12 protein-coding genes are annotated in these 19,140 nt (G+C 55.2%); 4 read left to right on the top strand and 8 right to left on the bottom strand.

Annotation, left to right across the window (positions count from 1 at the left end):
* Positions 1-171: 171 nt before the first annotated feature.
* From yegQ to FHW04_RS17245, 7 genes are all read right to left on the bottom strand, one after another.
* Positions 172-1,554, bottom strand: coding sequence for a tRNA 5-hydroxyuridine modification protein YegQ (gene yegQ, locus FHW04_RS17275; protein WP_179420056.1), 1,383 nt, complete (start codon positions 1,552-1,554; stop codon positions 172-174).
* Positions 1,555-1,680: 126 nt separating this feature from the next.
* A complete protein-coding gene (gene baeR / locus FHW04_RS17270; RefSeq protein WP_031377173.1) occupies positions 1,681-2,388 on the bottom strand; it encodes a two-component system response regulator BaeR in 708 nt (235 codons plus the stop codon).
* Positions 2,389-2,394: 6 nt separating this feature from the next.
* Positions 2,395-3,783 carry a two-component system sensor histidine kinase BaeS gene (baeS, locus tag FHW04_RS17265; RefSeq protein WP_069728967.1) on the bottom strand — a complete coding sequence of 463 codons (1,389 nt, stop codon included), beginning with the start codon at positions 3,781-3,783 and terminating at the stop codon, positions 2,395-2,397.
* Positions 3,780-5,186 (bottom strand): MFS transporter, encoded by a 1,407-nt coding sequence (locus FHW04_RS17260; RefSeq protein WP_031377172.1) that lies wholly within the window; start codon positions 5,184-5,186, stop codon positions 3,780-3,782. The genes baeS and FHW04_RS17260 overlap by 4 nt, the downstream gene beginning before the upstream one ends.
* A 67-nt stretch (positions 5,187-5,253) precedes the next feature.
* Entirely contained in the window at positions 5,254-8,328 is a 3,075-nt protein-coding gene (mdtC, locus tag FHW04_RS17255) for a multidrug efflux RND transporter permease subunit MdtC (RefSeq protein ID WP_094106146.1), read from the bottom strand.
* A complete protein-coding gene (locus FHW04_RS17250; protein ID WP_089561731.1) occupies positions 8,325-11,447 on the bottom strand; it encodes an MdtB/MuxB family multidrug efflux RND transporter permease subunit in 3,123 nt (1,040 codons plus the stop codon). Before FHW04_RS17250 ends, mdtC begins: the two co-directional genes overlap by 4 nt.
* Positions 11,447-12,682 (bottom strand): MdtA/MuxA family multidrug efflux RND transporter periplasmic adaptor subunit, encoded by a 1,236-nt coding sequence (locus FHW04_RS17245; RefSeq protein ID WP_069728965.1) that lies wholly within the window; start codon positions 12,680-12,682, stop codon positions 11,447-11,449. The genes FHW04_RS17250 and FHW04_RS17245 overlap by 1 nt, the downstream gene beginning before the upstream one ends.
* A gap of 240 nt (positions 12,683-12,922) precedes the next feature.
* Here FHW04_RS17245 and FHW04_RS17240 point away from each other — a divergent pair, with 240 nt between their 5' ends.
* Entirely contained in the window at positions 12,923-13,882 is a 960-nt protein-coding gene (locus tag FHW04_RS17240; RefSeq protein WP_089561732.1) for an aldo/keto reductase, read from the top strand.
* 235 nt (positions 13,883-14,117) lie between these two features.
* Here the strand turns inward: FHW04_RS17240 and FHW04_RS17235 are convergent, their stop codons facing one another.
* Complete coding sequence (locus FHW04_RS17235; protein WP_371601028.1) at positions 14,118-14,300, bottom strand: tyrosine-type recombinase/integrase; 183 nt, start codon at positions 14,298-14,300, stop codon at positions 14,118-14,120.
* A gap of 452 nt (positions 14,301-14,752) precedes the next feature.
* Here FHW04_RS17235 and FHW04_RS17230 point away from each other — a divergent pair, with 452 nt between their 5' ends.
* From FHW04_RS17230 to FHW04_RS17220, 3 genes are all read left to right on the top strand, one after another.
* On the top strand, positions 14,753-15,931 hold the full coding sequence (locus FHW04_RS17230) for a DUF262 domain-containing protein (RefSeq protein ID WP_089561734.1): 1,179 nt from the start codon (positions 14,753-14,755) through the stop codon (positions 15,929-15,931).
* Between the two features lie 11 nt (positions 15,932-15,942).
* Positions 15,943-16,905 carry an MAE_28990/MAE_18760 family HEPN-like nuclease gene (locus FHW04_RS17225; RefSeq protein WP_128088240.1) on the top strand — a complete coding sequence of 321 codons (963 nt, stop codon included), beginning with the start codon at positions 15,943-15,945 and terminating at the stop codon, positions 16,903-16,905.
* 835 nt (positions 16,906-17,740) lie between these two features.
* Positions 17,741-19,084, top strand: a complete 1,344-nt coding sequence (locus FHW04_RS17220) for a carbohydrate porin (protein ID WP_031375318.1) — start codon at positions 17,741-17,743, stop codon at positions 19,082-19,084.
* Positions 19,085-19,140 lie beyond the last annotated feature (56 nt).

Below are 19,140 nucleotides of genomic sequence, written 5' to 3'. Positions count from 1 at the left end.
GACAGCTGAAAATTATTGGCGAAAGTGAGAAAAAAGAAAACCCGCACGGGGGAGCCGGGCGGGTGAATGAGGTGGTTCCAGTAATAACCTGCTGATTATTGTTACTCGTTAGCAGCAGGCGGGACTATAAGGCAGTGGCGCGCAGGGGTCTGTGATCCTGTTCTAACTTCGTCAAAATGTTTCAGATGGTAAACGATTTGCATGCGGATCGCGGGTGTCCTGACCGTGATCGAAGTTGCGCAGCAGCAGGCCGAAACGCAAATCAACCTCCTCCGGCACCCGCAGCCAGACGCGGTGGCCGTCGCCCGGCGCAACGTCAATTGCCTCGCCGCGGCCGTTTTGCAGCGCATCGAGCTGGCACAACAGATTCCCGGCGGGCGTCATGATCTCCAGCGTATCGTGCAGCATAAACTTGTTTTTCACCGCCACTTCCGCCCAGGCATCCCGTCGTTCGCCGGTGAATTCACCGACAAACTGCTGACGATCGGAGACCGAAAAGCCCTGCTGATAGTTCTGGTAGCTGTCGTGGGTATGGCGACGCAAAAAGCCTTCGGTATAGCCACGGTGCGCCAGCCCTTCCAGCGTCTCCAGCAGTGAGGGATCGAAAGGTTTACCGGCGGCGGCATCGTCAATCGCCCGGCGATAGACCTGAGCGGTGCGGGCGCAGTAATAGTAGGACTTGGTGCGGCCTTCAATCTTCAGCGAATGAACGCCCATCTGACTGAGACGCTCGACGTGTGCCACCGCGCGCAGGTCTTTGGAGTTCATGATATAGGTGCCGTGCTCATCCTCGAAGGCGCTCATCACTTCGCCCGGTTTCATCTTCTCTTCCAGCAGAAAGACTTTATCCGTCGGCTGACCTACGCCGAGGGTTGGCGTCACATCCTGCACCGGGATCGGCTGGTGAATACCGACGATGTTACCCACATCATCCTGCTGGCCTTCAGCCACCTTATACTCCCAGCGGCAGGCGTTGGGGCAGGTACCCTGATTGGGATCGCGCTTATTCATGTAGCCGGAGAGCAGGCAGCGACCGGAATAGGCCATGCAGAGCGCGCCGTGGACAAACACCTCCAGTTCCATCTCCGGCACCTGCTGACGGATTTCGGCAATCTCCTCCAGCGACAGTTCACGAGAGAGAATCACCCGGCTCAGCCCCATCTGCTGCCAGAATTTTACCGTCGCCCAGTTAACCGCATTGGCCTGCACCGACAGATGAATCGGCATCTGTGGAAAGGCCTCCCGCACCAGCATGATCAGGCCCGGATCGGACATGATCAGTGCATCGGGCTGCATCGCCACCACCGGGGTTAAATCACGAATAAAGGTTTTCAGCTTGGCGTTATGCGGGGCAATGTTGACCACCACATAAAACTTTTTGCCCAGCGCATGCGCTTCATCGATCCCTTTGGCGAGATTTTCATGGGTGAATTCGTTGTTGCGCACCCGCAGGCTGTAGCGCGGCTGGCCAGCGTAGACCGCATCGGCACCGTAGGCGAAGGCGTAACGCATGTTTTTCAGCGTGCCGGCAGGGGAAAGCAGTTCGGGTTTCATCGGGTTCTCACTGATGTCAGGTCAGTATGCCGCCTCAGGCGACAGCGGCAGGGCCGGTTGATGGCCCTGCTAAAGGTGCGGAATTGTAGGCAGGGAGAAAACGGAAGTAAATTGATCGGGATCAAACTAGATCAAATGACAGACGTCAGCTTCCCAGCGATAACCCATTCCGTAGACGGCGCGGATAAAGGGTTGTTCACTGTCGAGGCTCTCCAGCTTGCGGCGCAGGTTTTTAATGTGGCTGTCGATGGTCCGATCGGTCACTACCCGATAGTCGTCATACAGATGGTTGAGCAGCTGTTCGCGCGAAAAGACTTTGCCCGGCTCCAGCGACAGGGTTTTCAGCAGGCGAAATTCCGCCGGCGTCAGATCCAGCGGCCGGTCGCGCCAGCTGGCCACGAAACGGCCCTCATCAACCGTCAGCAGAGAGCTGTCCGGCACCGCTTCCGTGGCGCGTTTAACCCGTCGCAGAATAGTTTTCACCCGCGCCACCACTTCGCGCGGGCTGAACGGCTTGCAGATATAGTCATCTGCACCGATCTCCAGCCCGAGCAGCCGATCAATCTCTTCAGTACGGGCGGTAACCATGATGATCGGCAGTTCAGAATGACGGCGGATCTCGCGGCACAGCGTCAGCCCGTCGGTGCCGGGCAGCATTAAATCCAGCAGCATCAGATCGGGCGGCGACTGGCGAACGTAGTCCAGTACCGCATTGCCATCGGCAATATGGTGAGTGCGATAGTTAGAGGCGTGCAGATAATCGATCATTAACTGCGCCAGTTTGGGTTCGTCTTCGACCACCAGAATCAGCGGGTCGTGGTTTTCCTGGCTCATAAGCGCTTACACAGAGGGAACGTAGCGCAAGTGTAGCGCGATTTTCAGTCCACCTAAATCAGAGTGCTCTGCAGCGATGCGCCCGCCGTGTGCGTCAACGATGTTTTTACAGATCGCCAGCCCCAGTCCCGACCCGCCGCTGGCGCGGTTACGTGACCCTTCGGTGCGGAAGAAGCGTTCAAAAATCTGGCTCTGATGTTCACCGTCAACGCCAGGCGCGCTGTCTTCCAGATCGATGCGCCAGTAAGGGGCTTCATACCAGAGTTTAACCTCGACCCGGCCACCGCTGTCGGTATAACGCAGGCTGTTTTCCAGCAGGTTGGTGAACAGTTGCATCAGCCGGTCAGGGTCGCCAAAGAACGGCGCTTCATCCGGTAAGTTGAGTTTCAGGCTTAAGCCGTAGGCGCGATAGCGTTCAGCAAAGCTGCCGGCGGTCACCTCCAGCAACTGCACCAGATCGGTCGCCTGCTTGCGGTAGGCGAGGGCGCCCTCATCAGAGAGTGACAGCTGATGCAGATCGTCCACCAGCTTGGTCAGCACCACCACTTCGCTCTGCAGCGAGGCGATCGCTTCCGGCGTCAGTTTACGCACGCCATCCTGCATCGCCTCCAGCTCGCCGCGCAGAATAGCCAGCGGGGTGCGCAGCTCGTGCGAGATGTCCGCCATAAACGCGCGGCGCATGCTTTCATTCTTTTCCAGCGAACTGGCCAGACGGTTGAAGTCACCGGCCAGCTGGCCGAGTTCATCCTGACTGCCCACCTCAACCCGGGTCGCAAAATTACCGGCCGCCAGGTGATGGGTGCCGTCAACCAGCCGTTTGACCGGTGCCAGCAGGCCGCGCGCCATCAGCCAGGTGACCAGCGCGGCCAGCAACGTCGACAGCGCGACGATATACCAGCTGGTACGCCGCTGCTGTTGATCAAAGTTGATGTCGGTGCTGCGCGTCAGCCGCTCCGGCGGCGATCCGATCACCCAGCCAACTACTTTGCCGGTGCTGGTAGTGATATTACGCCGCGACCCCTCGGGCGGAACCGGTGAGCGCGGGCCGACCATCACTTTATATTGCTGATCGAGGATCCAGAACTGGGTGCGCCAGCCGTGCGGCGGTAGCTGATTATTGCTGTCGGGATTCTGCTCCAGCGATCGCAGAATATTGAATACCAGCCGATCGTTGTGGCGCAGGAAATCCCAGTTGCCGTGCTGCTGATACTGATCGGCCAGCGCGTCACTCAGCAGGCTTAACCGCTGCTCGTTGCCGCGTTTAATATAGTCAACAAAGCCGTGCTCGAAGCTCAGACGGACGCCCCAGTGCATGGTGATCAATACCAGCATGCAGGTCGAGAAGATCGCCATAAACAGTTTGGCGCCAATGCCAAGGCGCAGGTTAACCCTCATGACTTTCTCCGGCGTCGTAAGTCGACGTTTTTACTTACCTGCTGCGGAACACGCCAGAACACCAGCGCGGGCAGGATAATGATCAGCGACATGCACAGATAGGCATAAATAAACATCTGGTGTTCCGCACTGCTGTCGCTGGCGGCATCCTGGGCAAACGCACCCAGCAGTAAGCCCGCCAGCGTCACGCCGATACTCATCGACAGCTGCATAATCATCGACAGCAGGCTATTGCCGCTGGAGGCGAGTTCATCGGGCAACTCTTTCAGCGTCAGGGTATTCATTGAGGAGAAGCGAATGGCGTTGACCATCCCCTGCAGAAACAGCACCAGCGGCAGCAGCCAGACCCAGCCCATGATCGCCACCAGCGGGAACAGCAGCACCACCAGCGCCAGTGCAATGGTCGAAACCACCAGCACGTTGCGATAGCCAAACAGGTTAACGATGCGCACCACAATGCGCTTCATCCCCATGTTGCCGAGCACCATCGGGATCATCATCAGCCCGGCGTGAAACGGACTGTAGCCCATGCCGACCTGCAGGAAAATCGGCGTCATAAACGGCAGCATGCCGCTGCCGATGCGGCCGGTAAAGCTGCCGAGCAGGCCAATCGAATAGATGCGGTTATCAAACAGCTTCAGGCTGAACAGCGCATTGTCATTGCTGCGCGCATGCATCAGATAGAACAGCAGCGAGAACATGCCGATCAGGATCATCGCCCCGAGCAGCAACGGTGAACCGCCACTGCTGCGCTGACCATCCAGCGCCAGGGTTAAGGTCGCCATGCCAGCCGCCAGCAGGATAAAGCCGGTGAAGTCGAATCGTCGGGTCTGCATCGCGTAGTCAGGCATCAGCATCAGGGTCGCGACGGCACCGGCAATGCCGACCGGAATATTGATCAGGAAAATCCAGTGCCAGCTGGCGTACTCCACCAGCACGCCGCCCAGCGCCGGACCCAGCAGCGGCCCGATCTGCCCCGGCAGCGTGACAAAGGTCATCGCCGACATGTACTGCTCGCGCGGCACGATTTTCATCACCGTCAGGCGACCGACCGGCACCATCATCGCGCCGCCAATGCCCTGCACTACCCGCGACAGCACCAGCTGGTCGAGGGTGGTAGAGAGCGCGCACAGCAGCGATCCGAGGCTGAACAACACAATCGCGCTAAAGAAGATGTTACGCACGCCGAAGCGATCTGCCAGCCAGCCGCTGACCGGCAGCATGACCGCCACCGTCAGCACGTAATAGACAATCACCGAGTGCATATGCAGCGGACTGACGCCTAAATCGTGCGCCATCGCCGGTATAGCGGTGTTGACAATGGTGGTATCCAGCGTCTGCATAAAGAAGCCGATGGCGACTATCCATAATTGCCAGCGGACGTTTGCGCTCTGTGTACTCATCATTCAGTCCCGAAATCGCGTCGCTTCGTTCTTCACCTCGCGCGACGCTGCGGCGTCGCACACCCCGTTATTGCTGTTGCGCCAGCGCCAGCGGACGCTTTTTACGCCGTAGTTTATCCATCATCAGGTAGACCACCGGCGTGGTGTAGAGCGTCAGCAACTGGCTCATCACCAGACCGCCGGCGATGGTAATGCCGAGCGGCTGTCGCAGTTCCGCGCCGTCACCGCTGGTCAGCACCAGCGGCAGCGCGCCAAACAGCGCCGCCAGCGTGGTCATCAGAATCGGCCGGAAGCGCAGCAGGCAGGCCTGAAAAATCGCCTCGCGCGCGCTGAGCTGGCCGTTGCGTTGTGCCTCAAGGGCAAAATCTACCATCATGATAGCGTTCTTTTTCACGATGCCGATCAGCAGCAGAATTCCGATCAGCGCAATCAGGCTGAACGGCGTATCGAACAATTCCAGCGCCAGCAGTGCGCCAACCCCGGCCGACGGCAGCGTCGACAGAATGGTGAGCGGATGGACATAGCTCTCATACAGCATCCCCAGCACGATATAGACCGCGCCAATGGCCGCCAGCATCAGCCACAGCTGGCTGCTCTGCGACTGCTGGAATACCTGCGCTGTACCGGCAAAACTGCCGCGTACGCTGGAAGGCACCCCGAGCGAGGTCATGGTGCGCTCAATTGCCTCGGATGCCTGCGACAGCGACACGCCTTCCGGCAGGTTAAACGAGATGGTCGAGGCGGCAGAAAGCCCTTCATGATTGACCGACAGCGGGGCGTTGGCGGGCTGCCAGTGCGCAAACCACGACAGTGGAATTGCTTTGCCTTCGCTGTTGATAACAAACATCTGCGACAGGGCGCTGATATCCTGGGTATAGCGTGGATCGACCTCCATCACCACCTTGTACTGGTTAAGCGGTTGATAAATAGTAGAGATCTGGCGCTGACCAAAGGCGTTATTCAGCAAGGCATTCGCTTCAGCGACGTTAATACCGAGTCGCGCCATACTTTCACGATCGTAGGTCAGGGCCATTTCGCTGCCTTTATCCTGCTGATCGGAGTTGACGTCCGCCAGCTGCGGCAGGGCGGCGAACGCCTGACGGATTTTCGGCTCCCAGCTGCGCAGGTCGTCGAGATTGTCCGACAGCAGCGAGTACTGATAACCGGCATTCGATTCACGGCCGCCGACCCGCAGATCCTGCACCGCATTCAGGTAGAGGTTAGCACCCGGCTCTTTTGCCAGTTTAACCCGCAGCCGGGCGATGACCGCCTGCGCGTTCTCTTTGCGCTCTGACAGCGGTTTCAGCGAGATAAACATCGAGCCGCTGTTGGTGCGCATCCCACCGGTAAAGCCGACCACGCTCTCTACCGCCGGATCGGCACCGACGATCTCCATAAAATCCTGCAGCTTACTGCGCATCGCCTGGAACGAAATGCTCTGGTCGGCCGAGATAAAACCGGAGAGCCGGCCGGTGTCCTGCTCCGGCATAAAGGTTTTCGGGATGCTGATAAACAGCCAGACGGTGAGGGCGATGGTGGCGAAAAACAGCAGCAGCACCCAGCGGGCATGGTTCAGCACCACATTGAGCGAGCGGCCATAGCCCTGCTGAATCGCCAGCAGCAGCCGGCCCGATCCATGCCGACGGGGCTGGCTGCCGGGTGCCGACGGTTTCAGCAGATATGCACACATCATCGGCGTCAGGGTTACTGAGATAAACAGCGAGATCACAATCGCCACCGACAGGGTGATGGCAAACTCGGAGAAGAAGCGGCCAATCAGCCCGCCGATCATCAGCAGCGGCAGGAAGACCGCGATCAGTGACAGACTCATCGACAGTACGGTAAAGCCGACTTCACGTACCCCTTTCAGCGCTGCGGGCAACGGCTTCATGCCCGCCTCGACGTGGCGGGCGATGTTCTCCAGCACCACAATCGCATCATCGACCACAAAGCCGGTGGCGATGGTCAGCGCCATTAGCGACAGGTTGTTGAGACTAAAGCCGCACAGGTACATCGCGGCGAAGGTGCCAATCAGTGAAACCGGCACCGCCACCGCCGGGATCAGCGTGGCGCGACCCGAGCGCAGGAAAACAAACACCACCAGAATCACCAGCGCCACGGCGATCACCAGCGATTGCTCCACTTCATGCAGCGAGGCACGAATGGTGGGTGAGCGATCCTGAGCGATCTGCAGGTCGATGGCGGCCGGGATCACCTCATGCAGCAGCGGCATTTCGGCGCGGATACGGTCCACCGTATCGATGACGTTAGCTTCAGGCGTTTTGCGGATCAGCAGCAGCACCGCCGGTTTACCGCGTGACATCCCGGCATTACGCACGTCCTGAACCGAGTCTTCGACTGTCGCCACGTCCGACAGCCTGACCGCCGCGCCGTTGTTGTAATGCACTATCAGCGGCTGATACTCAGTGGCGGTCTGTAGCGCATCATTGGTACGCAACTGCCAGCGCTGCTGCGAATCATCCAGTGCGCCCTGCGGCCGTCGCTGATTGGCGTTGGAAATGGCGGTGCGCACCGCATCCAGCGACACGCCCTGATTAAACAGCGCCTGTGGATTCAGTGCCACGCGGACCGCAGGCAGCGAGCTGCCGCCTACGGTGACGTCGCCGACGCCCTCAATCTGTGACAGTTTCTGCGCCAGCTGCGTTGAGGCGTAGTCATACAGCTGACCCGGATTGTAGCTGTCCGAGGTCAGCGTCATGATCATAATCGGCGCATCTGAAGGGTTCACTTTGCGATACGTCGGGCGCGACGGCATCCCGGTAGGCAGCAGGCTTTGCGCCGCGTTAATCGCGGCCTGAACATCGCGCGCGGCTCCGTTGATGTCACGATCAAAATCAAACACCAGAATGATGCGGGTGCTGCCGAGTGAACTGGTTGAGGTCATTTCACTGACGCCGGCGATGCGGCCCAGCGAGCGCTCGAGTGGCGTGGCGACCGACGACGCCATAATCTCCGGCGCGGCACCCGGCAGCGAGGCCGAAATCACGATCACCGGAAAATCGACCTGCGGCAGCGGTGCCACCGGCAGCAGGCGAAAACCGAGGATGCCGGCCAGCGCAATTGCCAGCGTCAGCAGGGTTGTGGCGACCGGCCGATGAATAAACAGGGCAAAAAACTTCACTCTGCGGCCTCCGTGCGGCCGAGGCGACGGCGGGTGGCGTGCGCCAGCTGATCAAACAGCAGGTAGATCACCGGCGTGGTGAACAGCGTCAGCACCTGACTGACAATCAGACCGCCGACCATCGCAATCCCCAGCGGGTGACGCAGTTCCGCGCCGACCCCGGTGCTGAGCATCAACGGTAACGCGCCGAGCAGCGCCGCCAGCGTGGTCATCAGAATCGGCCGGAAACGCAACAGGCAGGCCTGATAGATAGCATCGTAAGGCTGCATCCCCTGTTCACGCTCAGCCGCCAGCGCGAAGTCGATCATCATGATGGCGTTCTTTTTCACGATACCGATCAGCAGAATGATGCCGATGATCGCCACAATATCCAGCTCGTTGCCGCTGAGCATCAGCGCCAGCAGCGCCCCGACGCCCGCGGTAGGCAGCGTCGACAAAATAGTGATTGGATGGATAAAGCTCTCATACAGCACCCCGAGCACGATATACATCGCTACAATCGCCGCCACAATCAGCCAGACGGTGCTGCTCAGCGCCGCTTCAAACGCCAGCGTGCTGCCCTGGAACTGGGTCATCATTTCGGCGGGCATACCGAGCTGCGCTTCTGCCTGCGATACCGCTTTGACCGCATCTTCCAGCGAATAGCCGTCAGCCACGTTGAACGAGAAGGTCGCCGACGGGAACTGATCGAGATGGTTGATACTGAGCGGCGTATGACGCTGTTCAATACGGGCAAAGGTGCTCAGCGGCACATTGCCGCCGTCGCTGCTGGCCAGACGAATGCTCTCCAGGCTTTGCAGGCCCGGCATGGCGCGGTTGTCCTGCTCCAGCACCACACGATACTGATTAGCCTGGGTATAAATGGTAGAGATCAGGCGCTGACCAAAGGCGTTATACAGCGCGTTATCCACGTCCGCCATACTGATACCCAGCCGGCTGGCGCTGGCACGATCGACATTGATATAGGCTTCCAGTCCCTGATCCTGCCAGTCGCTGCTGACATCCCGCAGTTGCGGTAGGGTATTCAGCTCGGCCAGCAGCGCCGGCACCCAGGTGGTGAGTGAAGCCAGCGAACCCGATTGCAGCGTAAACTGATAGGGCGTGCGGCTCGCCTGGGTATCAATGGTGAGATCCTGTACCGCCTGCAGCCACAGCTGCACGCCCGGAATCTGGCTCACCTGCTGTTGCAGCCGTTGCTGAATCACCGGGATCCGATCTTCACGCTGGTCGAGCGGCTTGAGGTTGATTTGCAGCCGGGCACTGTTCAGCGCGGCATTAGTGCCGTCCACCCCGACAAATGAGGTCATGCTCTGCACCGCTGGATCTTTCATGATGATTGAAGCCACATCGCGGGTACGCTCGGCCATGCTGGCGTATGAGACGGACTGCGGCGCCTGCAGCGTGCCCTGAATAATGCTGTTGTCCTGCTGCGGGAAAAAGCCTTTCGGGATCATCATCCACAGCAGGACGGTCAGCACCAGGGTACCGAGCGCGACCGATAAGGTCAGCCACCGATGATTAAGCACCCGGCGTAACCCGCGACCGTAGACGGCAATGATGCGCTCAAACATCGCTTCGCTGGCGCGTGAGAAACGGTTCTGCTTACGCAGCGACCCGGCGCTCAGCATCCGGGCGCACATCATCGGCGTCAGGGTCAGCGAGACCACTGCCGAGATCAGAATCGCCACCGCCAGCGTCACCGCAAACTCGCGGAACAGGCGGCCAATGACATCGCCCATAAACAGCAGCGGGATCAGCACTGCAATCAGTGAGAAGGTCAGCGAGATGATGGTAAAACCGATTTCGCCTGCGCCTTTCAGCGCCGCGGTTAACGGTTTTTCCCCTTTTTCGATGTAGCGGGAGATGTTCTCAATCACCACAATCGCGTCATCGACCACAAACCCGGTGGCGATGGTTAGCGCCATTAAGGTCAGGTTGTTGATCGAAAAGCCGAGAAAATACATCGCCGCAAAGGTGCCGATCAGCGACAGCGGCACCGCAACCGCCGGGATCAGCGTGGCGGGCACATTGCGCAGGAACAGGTAGATGATCATCACCACCAGCGCCATCGCCAGTATCAGCTCATACTGGGTATCGCTGACCGAGGCGCGGATATTGGTGGTGCGGTCGGTCAGCAGTTTGACCTCGACCGATTTTGGCAACGCCGCCGTCAGCGCGGGCAGCATGGCGCGGATATTGTCGGCGGTAGCAATGATGTTGGCACCCGGCTGACGCTGCACGTTGAGCACAATCGCGGCGTCGCGGTTGGCCCAGGCACCCAGCCAGCTGTTCTCTGCGCCTTGCTCAATGGTGGCGACGTCACCCAACCGCACTGGCGCACCGTTGTTGTAGCTGATGATCAGCTGACGGTAATCTTCCGCCGATTTCATCTGGTCGTTGGCCGACAGGGTAATCGAGCGCGTCGGCCCATCCAGGCTGCCTTTAGCCGAATTGACGTTGGCGTCGCTGATGGCGGTACGCACCGTCTCGCTGGTCAGGCCAAGCGCCGCCAGCGCCTGGGCATTCATTTTGACCCGCACCGCCGGACGCTGACCGCCGGACAAGGTCACCAGCCCGACGCCGCTGACCTGAGAAATTTTCTGCGCCACCCGGGTTTCCACCATGTCCTGAACCTGGGTCAGCGGCATGCTGCGGGTGGTAACGGCCAGCGTCATGATCGGCGGATCGGCCGGGTTCACTTTGCTGTAGACCGGCGGATTGGGCAGATCGTTGGGCAGCAGGTTGGTGGCGGAGTTAATCGCCGCCTGCACTTCCTGTTCCGCCACGTCGAGCGGCAGGCTGAGCTGGAACTGCAGCGTCACCACCGATGCGCCGCCCGAACTCTGCGACGCCATCTGCTTCAGGCCCGACATCTGGCCGAACTGACGCTCCAGCGGCGCGGTAATGGATGAGGTGACCACATCCGGACTGGCACCCGGATAGAGGGTAACCACCTGAATGGTCGGATAATCAACTTCGGGCAGCGCCGAAACCGGCAGGAAGCGATAGCCCAGCACGCCTGCCAGCAGAATGGCAATCATCAACAGCGTGGTGGCTACCGGACGCAGAATAAACTGGCGCGACGGTCCACCGCTGTGATCGGGAGGCATTACCTGCATTACTCACGCTCTCCCTTCGACGGCAGCGCCGCACGGCTACTGCGCGGTGCGGTACTTTGCGCCGCGACAATCTCAACTTTCGCGCCTTCGGTCAGGCGATCCAGACCATCGGTCACCACCCGTTCGCCCGCTTCCAGCCCGGCGCTGATCACCACTTTCTGGCTATCCTGCAGGCCGGCAATCACGCTTTTCTTGCTGACTTTATTATCGCTGTTGACCACCCAGACGAAGTGGCCTTCATTGCCCATCTGCAGCGCGGCGGCCGGAATAACAATCGCATCCTGCAGGGTATTGACCTTCAGCCGGACGTTAACGAACTGATTGGGGAACAGCGCACCGTCCTGATTATCGAAGCGCGCTTTGATCTTAATGGTGCCGGTGGTGACATCAATCTGGTTATCGAGGCTCAGCAGTTTACCGCTGGCAATCAGCGCCTGATTGCTGCGATCCCAGGCTTCGACCGGCAGCGGCTCACCGCTTTTCTGCGCCTTCAGAATCTGGCTGATGTTGTTTTCGGCGAGGGTGAACACCACGTCAATCGGCTGGGTCTGGGTGATCACCACAATGCCGGTGGTGTCGCCGCTGGTAACGTAGTTGCCGACGTCCACCTGCTTCAGACCGACCCGGCCGTCGATCGGCGCAGTAATCCGGCTGTAGGTCAGATTAAGCTGGGCGCTGGCGACGCTGCCCTGGTCCGCTTTCAGGGTGCCGAGGGTTTCGCTGACCAGCGAGCGCTGCGTATCCAGCTCCTGCTGTGACACCAGCGAACTTTTCGCCAGCTTTTCGAAACGCGCCAGGTCGCGGCGGGCGTTCGCCAGCGTGGCCTGATCTTTTGCCAGCTGACCCTCGGCCTGAGTTAACGCCACCTGATACGGACGCGGATCGACTTCTGCCAGCAAATCGCCGGCCTTAACCTGCTGGCCTTCGGTAAAGTGTATCGCCACCAGATCGCCGTTAACCCGGCTGCGCACCGTCGCGGTATTGGCGGCGGTGACGGTGCCTAATCCGCTCAGGTACTGCGGGACGCTCTGGCTGGTGGCGCTGGCGGCCTGAACCGGGGCGAGAGGACGACGGGCGCCGTCAGCGCCGCCTTTGCCGCGCGGCGTGCGTGCGCCACTCTGCTGGTCGGTCTGCGGCTCAGCAGCGTGCTGCCACCAGTAATATCCGCCGACGGCCGCGGCAATCACCACCAGCACAATCAGGCTCTTTTTCATAACAGGATGTCGGGTGCTCATTATTTTGCTTGCTCTCCAGCAGTGATGTAGTCCCAGGCGCAGGCATCAAACGGGTAGCCTGCAAACGTCAGATTGTAGTCGCCTCTGACGGGCAAAAGTTGAAGGAAATAAGGATATCTGTCAGGGCCGGGTAAGTATGCCTTTTCTGGCATTAATCACACCACAATCGTCATAAAGAAGCCGTTTCGCTTTGCTATGCTCAGTGACAGACCGTTTCGATACACCACTAAGGAGCAGATGATGAGTCAGAATGAAACCCGACAGTTAGGCGACAGCGGCATTTCGGTGCCGGTACTGACGTTTGGCGGCAACGTGTTTGGCTGGACCGTGGATCGGCCTGGCTCGTTTTCGCTGCTGGACGCGCTGGTGGAAAAAGGGCTGTGGTTTATTGATACCGCCGATGTTTATTCACGCTGGGCACCGGGAAATAAAGGCGGTGAATCAGAAACCATTATCGGCGAATGGCTGAAGAAAAGCGGCAAACGCGACAGTATCGTTCTGGCCACCAAGGTTGGGATGGAGCTTTCGCCGGAGAAAACCGGACTGAAACCGCAGTATATCCGCCAGGCGGTGGAAGACTCACTGCGTCGGCTGCAAACCGATTATATCGATCTCTATCAGGCGCACCGTGACGATCAGGACACGCCGCTGGCCGAGACGCTGAGCGCCTTTGATGGCCTGATTAAAGAGGGCAAAGTGCGGGCAATTGGTGCCTCCAACTACAGTGCGGCTCGCCTGCAGCAGGCACTGGAAATCAGCGAAGCGGAAGGGCTGGCGCGATATGAAACCCTGCAGCCAGAATACAATCTCTACGATCGCCAGCCCTACGAATCAGAGCTGGAGCCGGTGGTCAGCCACCACGGGTTAGGGGTGATTAACTACTACTCACTGGCCAGCGGTTTCCTGAGTGGTAAATACCGCCAGCCGGCCGATGCCAGCAAAAGTCAGCGCGGGCAGGGTGTGGTGGAAAAATACCTCAACCCGCGCGGCCTGAAGATCCTGGCAGCGCTGGATGCAATCGCTGAAGCGCATCAGGTTTCACCGACGCAGGTGGCGCTGGCGTGGCAGATTGCCCGTCCCAGCATCACCGCGCCGATTGTCAGTGCCACCTCGCTGGCCCAGCTCGACGATCTGGTCGGGGCAACCCGGCTGACGCTGACGCCGGAACAGATTGAACAGCTGGCCGACGCCAGCCGCTAACAGAACGGGGCCGCTGCGCCCCTTTAATATGCATTTTAAAACAGTGACTTATATTTTTTAATAATCATTTGCCCGTCCAACAACCTCAATCTAAACTCTTTTGAATCAACCGTGCATGGTCAAAGTGTGGATCAGTGCGTGATTATTTCAGTAAGAATAAAATGATTATCTTTACAATACGATAGCTAAACGGCACACCTTTTTAGAACTTCACTTAGGTGCGCTGGATAGAGATTTAGCCAAGGTTGGCTAGCGGGTTTAATGTGATGGCTTCCGCTAGGTGCTCCAGGGTAAAGTGGGTATAAATCATTGTCGGGTAGATATTGGAAGGCCCAAGAAGCTGCTGTAAAACCAGTATGTTTCCGCCGCTCGCCGTTAAATGTTGTGCGGAGGTATGTCGGAAAAGATGAGTTGCCATACCGGCCGGACTTTTCGGCGCTTCTCGTTTGAATAATTTGTGCGCGAGAAAGTAATAAATAACGGGAAATAGTAACCGGTTTTCACCTTCTCTTATCAATTCGGAAAGTTCTTTGGATATCGGAACTGTGCAGGGCCGCCCGTTTTTGGTTGTGATGTAGGACACTCGAGGGGTGTAGATGTGGTCGCGTATAAGCCTCGCCGCTTCATTCCATCTGGCCCCGATAGCAAGTCAAAGTTTAACTGCTTTCAGGCTGTTACCGTTAAGAGCTGCAAGAATGCAACGGATCGCGTCTTTTGTGAGAAAGCCTAATTCCATTTGCGGTTGTACCATTTTGGTTAAACGCTTGGAAACCGTTATGAAGTGATTACTTTACCTCTGATAAATTGTTGCTTTTTTTATAGGATATGGGACAAAATGTGCCGACATACTTTTTATAGAAAGAGGCAGCTATGACTAATAAAAATATTGATGATAACGAAATCGAAGAATGGTTTGATGAAGAAGGAGATGAAACTGAAAAAAACCCTCCATCTCCCGTAATGAATATTGAGGAGAAATTCTCTATTTCCCAATTGAAAGTTATACGAACATCAATGGATTTTACCCTTCATCATTTAAAACAATCTTTGGAGGAAGGAGATTACATAAATGCCTCACCTAAATATCAGCGTAGGCATCGCTGGGATATAAAGAAAAGGTCTCAGTTGATTGAGTCATTTTTGATGAATATTCCAGTGCCTCCTATATTTTTATATGAAAATGATTATAATCAATATGAAATAATGGATGGTAGGCAACGTATAGATACTCTTAGAAGTTTTATGAATAATGAGTTTTCATTGAGAGGATTGGAGTTTTGGAATGAATTAGATGGAAACAGATATAAAGATCTGCCATTGCTTATTCAAAGAGGGCTTGCTAGAAGAACAATAAACGCAGTTGTACTGTTAGCTGAAACAAACGCTTATTCAGATGATGAAGTTGATATTCGGAAAATACTTTTTAAACGCCTTAATACTGGTGGTGTACAACTTAACCCTCAAGAACTTAGGAATGCACTTTATCCGGGGCGGTTTAACGAACTAGTATCTAAATTATCGCGGAATAAAATTTTTACTGATGCATGGGGCATACCAGAGAAAACTAAAAATGAAGATTTAGAGCCTTCCCCTGACCTCCTAAAAAATACACTTTTTAGAAGCATGGCAGATTGTGAGCTTATTTTAAGGTTTTTTGCAATAAGAAGGCTTATAACAGAAGGTACCTTAGGATCAATAAGAAAGGTTTTGGATAAAACAGCAAAAGCATACCAATCAGCCGATGAAAATCAGATCAAAATCTATGAGAATCACTTTTTAGAAAGTATAAATGGTTTGCATAATATTTTTGGGGGCGATTTATTTATAATACCCTCGACAGGTAAGTTAAGTCGGCCTTTATATGATGCGCTAATGGTAGCATATAGCTTGGTTGACTCAAATCAATTAGTGCCACCCCAAAAAATAAGAGATAACCTTAATGGCATAAAACCTAATACTGATGAATATAACATATTAATCGGTAAAGGTAATACTACAGACTCTATAAAAGAACGTGTTGAGTTAGCTAAAAATATTTTAACTTGCTAGAGGGGGATGGAATGTATACGACTTTAACAGATTTTCATTCTGACCTTGAGAAAGTATCACGTTTACTTAAGCTAACTGCGCAAATTAAAGAGTTTTCTGGACTGCAGCGTCTAATTAACAACCCTTCTCATACTGATGAAGGAAGACAGGAAGTTCGAACTACAGAAGTCGAGATTAATGTTGAAGGTTCAATTTCTCCATCAACTGAAACTAATGTCATTAAGTCGGGTGAAGGTACGGGTGATTCCATTATCGAAGAGGGTTTTAGTGATGCCGAAGTAATTGACAATCTTCCAAGCCCTACTTTAGATGAATTGGTTGTCGAACTTCATACAACATCTAGAAGCAATCATGCTAATTTAGTGATCTTGAATGGAACATTACTGTTATTTATTACAGGTCGTTTTGAATCTTTTGTCAGGGAAACTTTTGAAGAATACTGTAAAACTTTAACCGAAAGAGTCGAAAAATATTCTCAACTTCCAAAGGAAATGAAAGAGGGGTTGTTAAAATATACATCTGAAGTTATTTCAAACCCAAGAAGGTATGGTCATGCCGAAAATGGTGTCAAGTCTTTTGTTAAAATAATGAATAATAATTTGCATGATGAAACTCCCGTGGAAATAAATTATAAGTGTCTATCAATCACTTCTGAAAATATGAGGCCGGATGTATTAGCAGATCTTTTTAAACGGGCTGGAGTTAAAAATCTTTGGGAAAAATTAGCCCAGCAATCTAAATTTCAATTATTTTGGTCATCAAATGATGTCGCTTCAGTTCGTAGGCAGTCCGAGGCATACTTAAACTCATTAATGGAAACAAGAAATTCTATCGCTCATCCTTCAACATCGATCACATGGCCTGATTCGGATGCCATTGAAAAAGCGTTACAATTTTTTATGACATTCGGCACTGTCCTTATTGATGTACTTCCAGTATATGAATTAGATGTTGGTGGCGAATCGTCTAGTTAAGGGCGTCGGGCGGTATGTTGCTTTCTGCTGCGTCTTGTAACCTTAAAGACAACCTAAAAGATAAAAGAGATAAACAGTTGCATGCCTTTGAATGTTTCTGCACAGTTTTTTTGATGGTACTTTTGCCAGCCAAGCCCTGACGCGGCGCTGCCTGTCATACTCTGCAAAGTTGCACAAAAACGCGGGTGTTTTGTGTACGGGGGAGGTGGGTGAATCATCGCGCTAAGGGGGTAAAGAGGTACAGCTCTCTCTTGATGCGGTTGCATTGTGGTCGATTGAGAGGGGTTTTTACTACCCCACTATCGTGCGGTTGCAAAAAATCGTACCAGTGTTGAGTTAAATATCGCCGTGCGCCGCAGTTATCATGAGCATCAAATATGTTATGCGAATACTGTTTCACGTCTAGGATAGAGATTGACGGAGCATTAAATCAGACACAGCCAGCCATTGGGGCGCTGGTACCACAAGACGTTTTCTCGCGAAGTGATTTCGGTGAAGATCAATTGAATTTGATTCTACAACCGCAGGTAAAGGAGCCCCAGATAATCGGGGCTTTTTATCAAAATGTAGTCATTACGAGGTCATTAAAAACAAAATAATCTTATTATTTAATTGATTATATATGAGGCACTTGGTGCGCTGCGCCCCGTTTCGCCCCCATCCATTCACGCTTCGCCTCCGCTGCTGCAAGAGTAACCACACTGAGATCCAGCTCACATTTGCGCGAATAAACTGGTTAGTTGACTAATCGTGCGCACGTATTTACAAAAATTGAACTTTTCTCAGCACTATTCTCTGCGGGTCATTCCCCGTAACTCACATAAGAATAAGCATGATGAAAAATAAACAAGCAGAGCAGCGTTTTCCGCTGCGCCGTGTGGCAACCGGCACCCTGATCCTGGCGATGTTAACCGGTCATGCGATGGCCGCTGACGCGCTGAGCGCCGATTCAGAGTGGATGTTTGGTGACTGGGGTGGTTACCGAACGCAGTTGCAGAACGACGGCATTAAATTTGACGTAAATTACACCATGGAAAGCGCGGCCAACTTAGGCGGCGGGGCCGATACCAACACCACCATGCGTTACAGCGATCAGTGGAGCTTCGGCACCAATTTCGATCTGGAAAAACTGCTGGACTGGCAGGATGCGGAATTCCAGATGACTATCACCAACCGTGACGGACAAAACCTGTCCGAACAGGTGGCGGACAAGCGCACCGGCATGCTCTCTTCAGTGCAGGAAGTGTATGGTCGTGGCCAGACCTGGCGTCTGACCCAGTTCTGGTTGCGCAAAGGGCTGTTTAACGATGTGGTCGACCTGAAAGCTGGCCGGGTGACGGTTGGTGAGGACTTTGATAACTTCGACGGCAACCTGTTCCAGAACCTGGCGCTGGGCAGCGGTCAGGCGGGTAACTGGCGTGGTGACCGCTGGTTTAACTGGCCGGTATCCCAGTGGGGCGGCCGGATCAAACTGAATATCACCCCGGAAGTTTTCTTCCAGGTGGGATTCTATAACCAGAACCGGGCTAACTACGATCGCGGCGACGGCTTCCGTCTGGATACCAGCAATTCTGAAGGCAATCTGGTGCCGGTCGAACTAGGCTGGAAACCGACGCTGGGCGCGCAAAAGCTGCCGGGTAACTACCGCATCGGCTATTACTACTCTTCAGCCAATGGCGATGTCTATGGCAGCTGGCGCAACGGCGCGTATCAGGATCAGGATCACGCCTATGGCGGCTACCTGCTGTTGCAGCAACAGCTGACGGCACAGGATGGCGATGTGAATCGCGGTCTGGGCGTGCGGGTTCAGGCGGTGATGAACGATCACAAAACCTCAAAAACCGACAACTATCAGTCGATCGCCTTTACCTGGAAAGGGCCGTTTGATGCGCGTCCAGATGATGAAATTGGCGTAGGCGCGGCGCGTATTCATGTCAATAGCGACTACACCCGCTCGCTGCGTCAGCAGAATCAGGCCAACGGCGAGAGCAGTTTTGACAGCCCGACCTATCTGCCGATTCAGGACGGCTCGGAGTATAACTACGAGGTCTATTACAACGCCAAAGTGACCAACTGGATGTCGCTGCGCCCGAATCTGCAGTATGTGGTGGCACCTGGCGCGGTCAGCGAAGTGAAAGATGCGTTTATCGGCGGCATCAGCGCCAATATCGCGTTCTGATCCGCAGTCAAAACAGTAACGGCGCCGTTGGGCGCCGTTTTTTTGCTGCGCGATCA

Origin of the sequence: Pantoea sp. AN62 (genome assembly GCF_050432985.1) — a bacterium.
Classification (GTDB): Bacteria; Pseudomonadota; Gammaproteobacteria; order Enterobacterales; family Enterobacteriaceae; genus Pantoea; species Pantoea brenneri.
The sequence above is the reverse complement of the archived record's forward strand: the minus strand, read 5'-3'. Positions and strand labels throughout refer to the sequence as shown.

Bases quoted from the DNA above. Each gene is read 5' to 3' on its own strand.
- yegQ (WP_179420056.1), bottom strand. From the start codon at position 1,554: ATGAAACCCGAACTGCTTTCCCCTGCCGGCACGCTGAAAAACATGCGT.
- baeR (WP_031377173.1), bottom strand. From the start codon at position 2,388: ATGAGCCAGGAAAACCACGACCCGCTGATTCTGGTGGTCGAAGACGAA.
- baeS (WP_069728967.1), bottom strand. From the start codon at position 3,783: ATGAGGGTTAACCTGCGCCTTGGCATTGGCGCCAAACTGTTTATGGCG.
- FHW04_RS17260 (WP_031377172.1), bottom strand. From the start codon at position 5,186: ATGAGTACACAGAGCGCAAACGTCCGCTGGCAATTATGGATAGTCGCC.
- FHW04_RS17250 (WP_089561731.1), bottom strand. From the start codon at position 11,447: ATGCAGGTAATGCCTCCCGATCACAGCGGTGGACCGTCGCGCCAGTTT.
- FHW04_RS17245 (WP_069728965.1), bottom strand. From the start codon at position 12,682: ATGAGCACCCGACATCCTGTTATGAAAAAGAGCCTGATTGTGCTGGTG.
- FHW04_RS17240 (WP_089561732.1), top strand. From the start codon at position 12,923: ATGAGTCAGAATGAAACCCGACAGTTAGGCGACAGCGGCATTTCGGTG.
- FHW04_RS17235 (WP_371601028.1), bottom strand. From the start codon at position 14,300: ATGGCAACTCATCTTTTCCGACATACCTCCGCACAACATTTAACGGCG.
- FHW04_RS17230 (WP_089561734.1), top strand. From the start codon at position 14,753: ATGACTAATAAAAATATTGATGATAACGAAATCGAAGAATGGTTTGAT.
- FHW04_RS17225 (WP_128088240.1), top strand. From the start codon at position 15,943: ATGTATACGACTTTAACAGATTTTCATTCTGACCTTGAGAAAGTATCA.
- FHW04_RS17220 (WP_031375318.1), top strand. From the start codon at position 17,741: ATGAAAAATAAACAAGCAGAGCAGCGTTTTCCGCTGCGCCGTGTGGCA.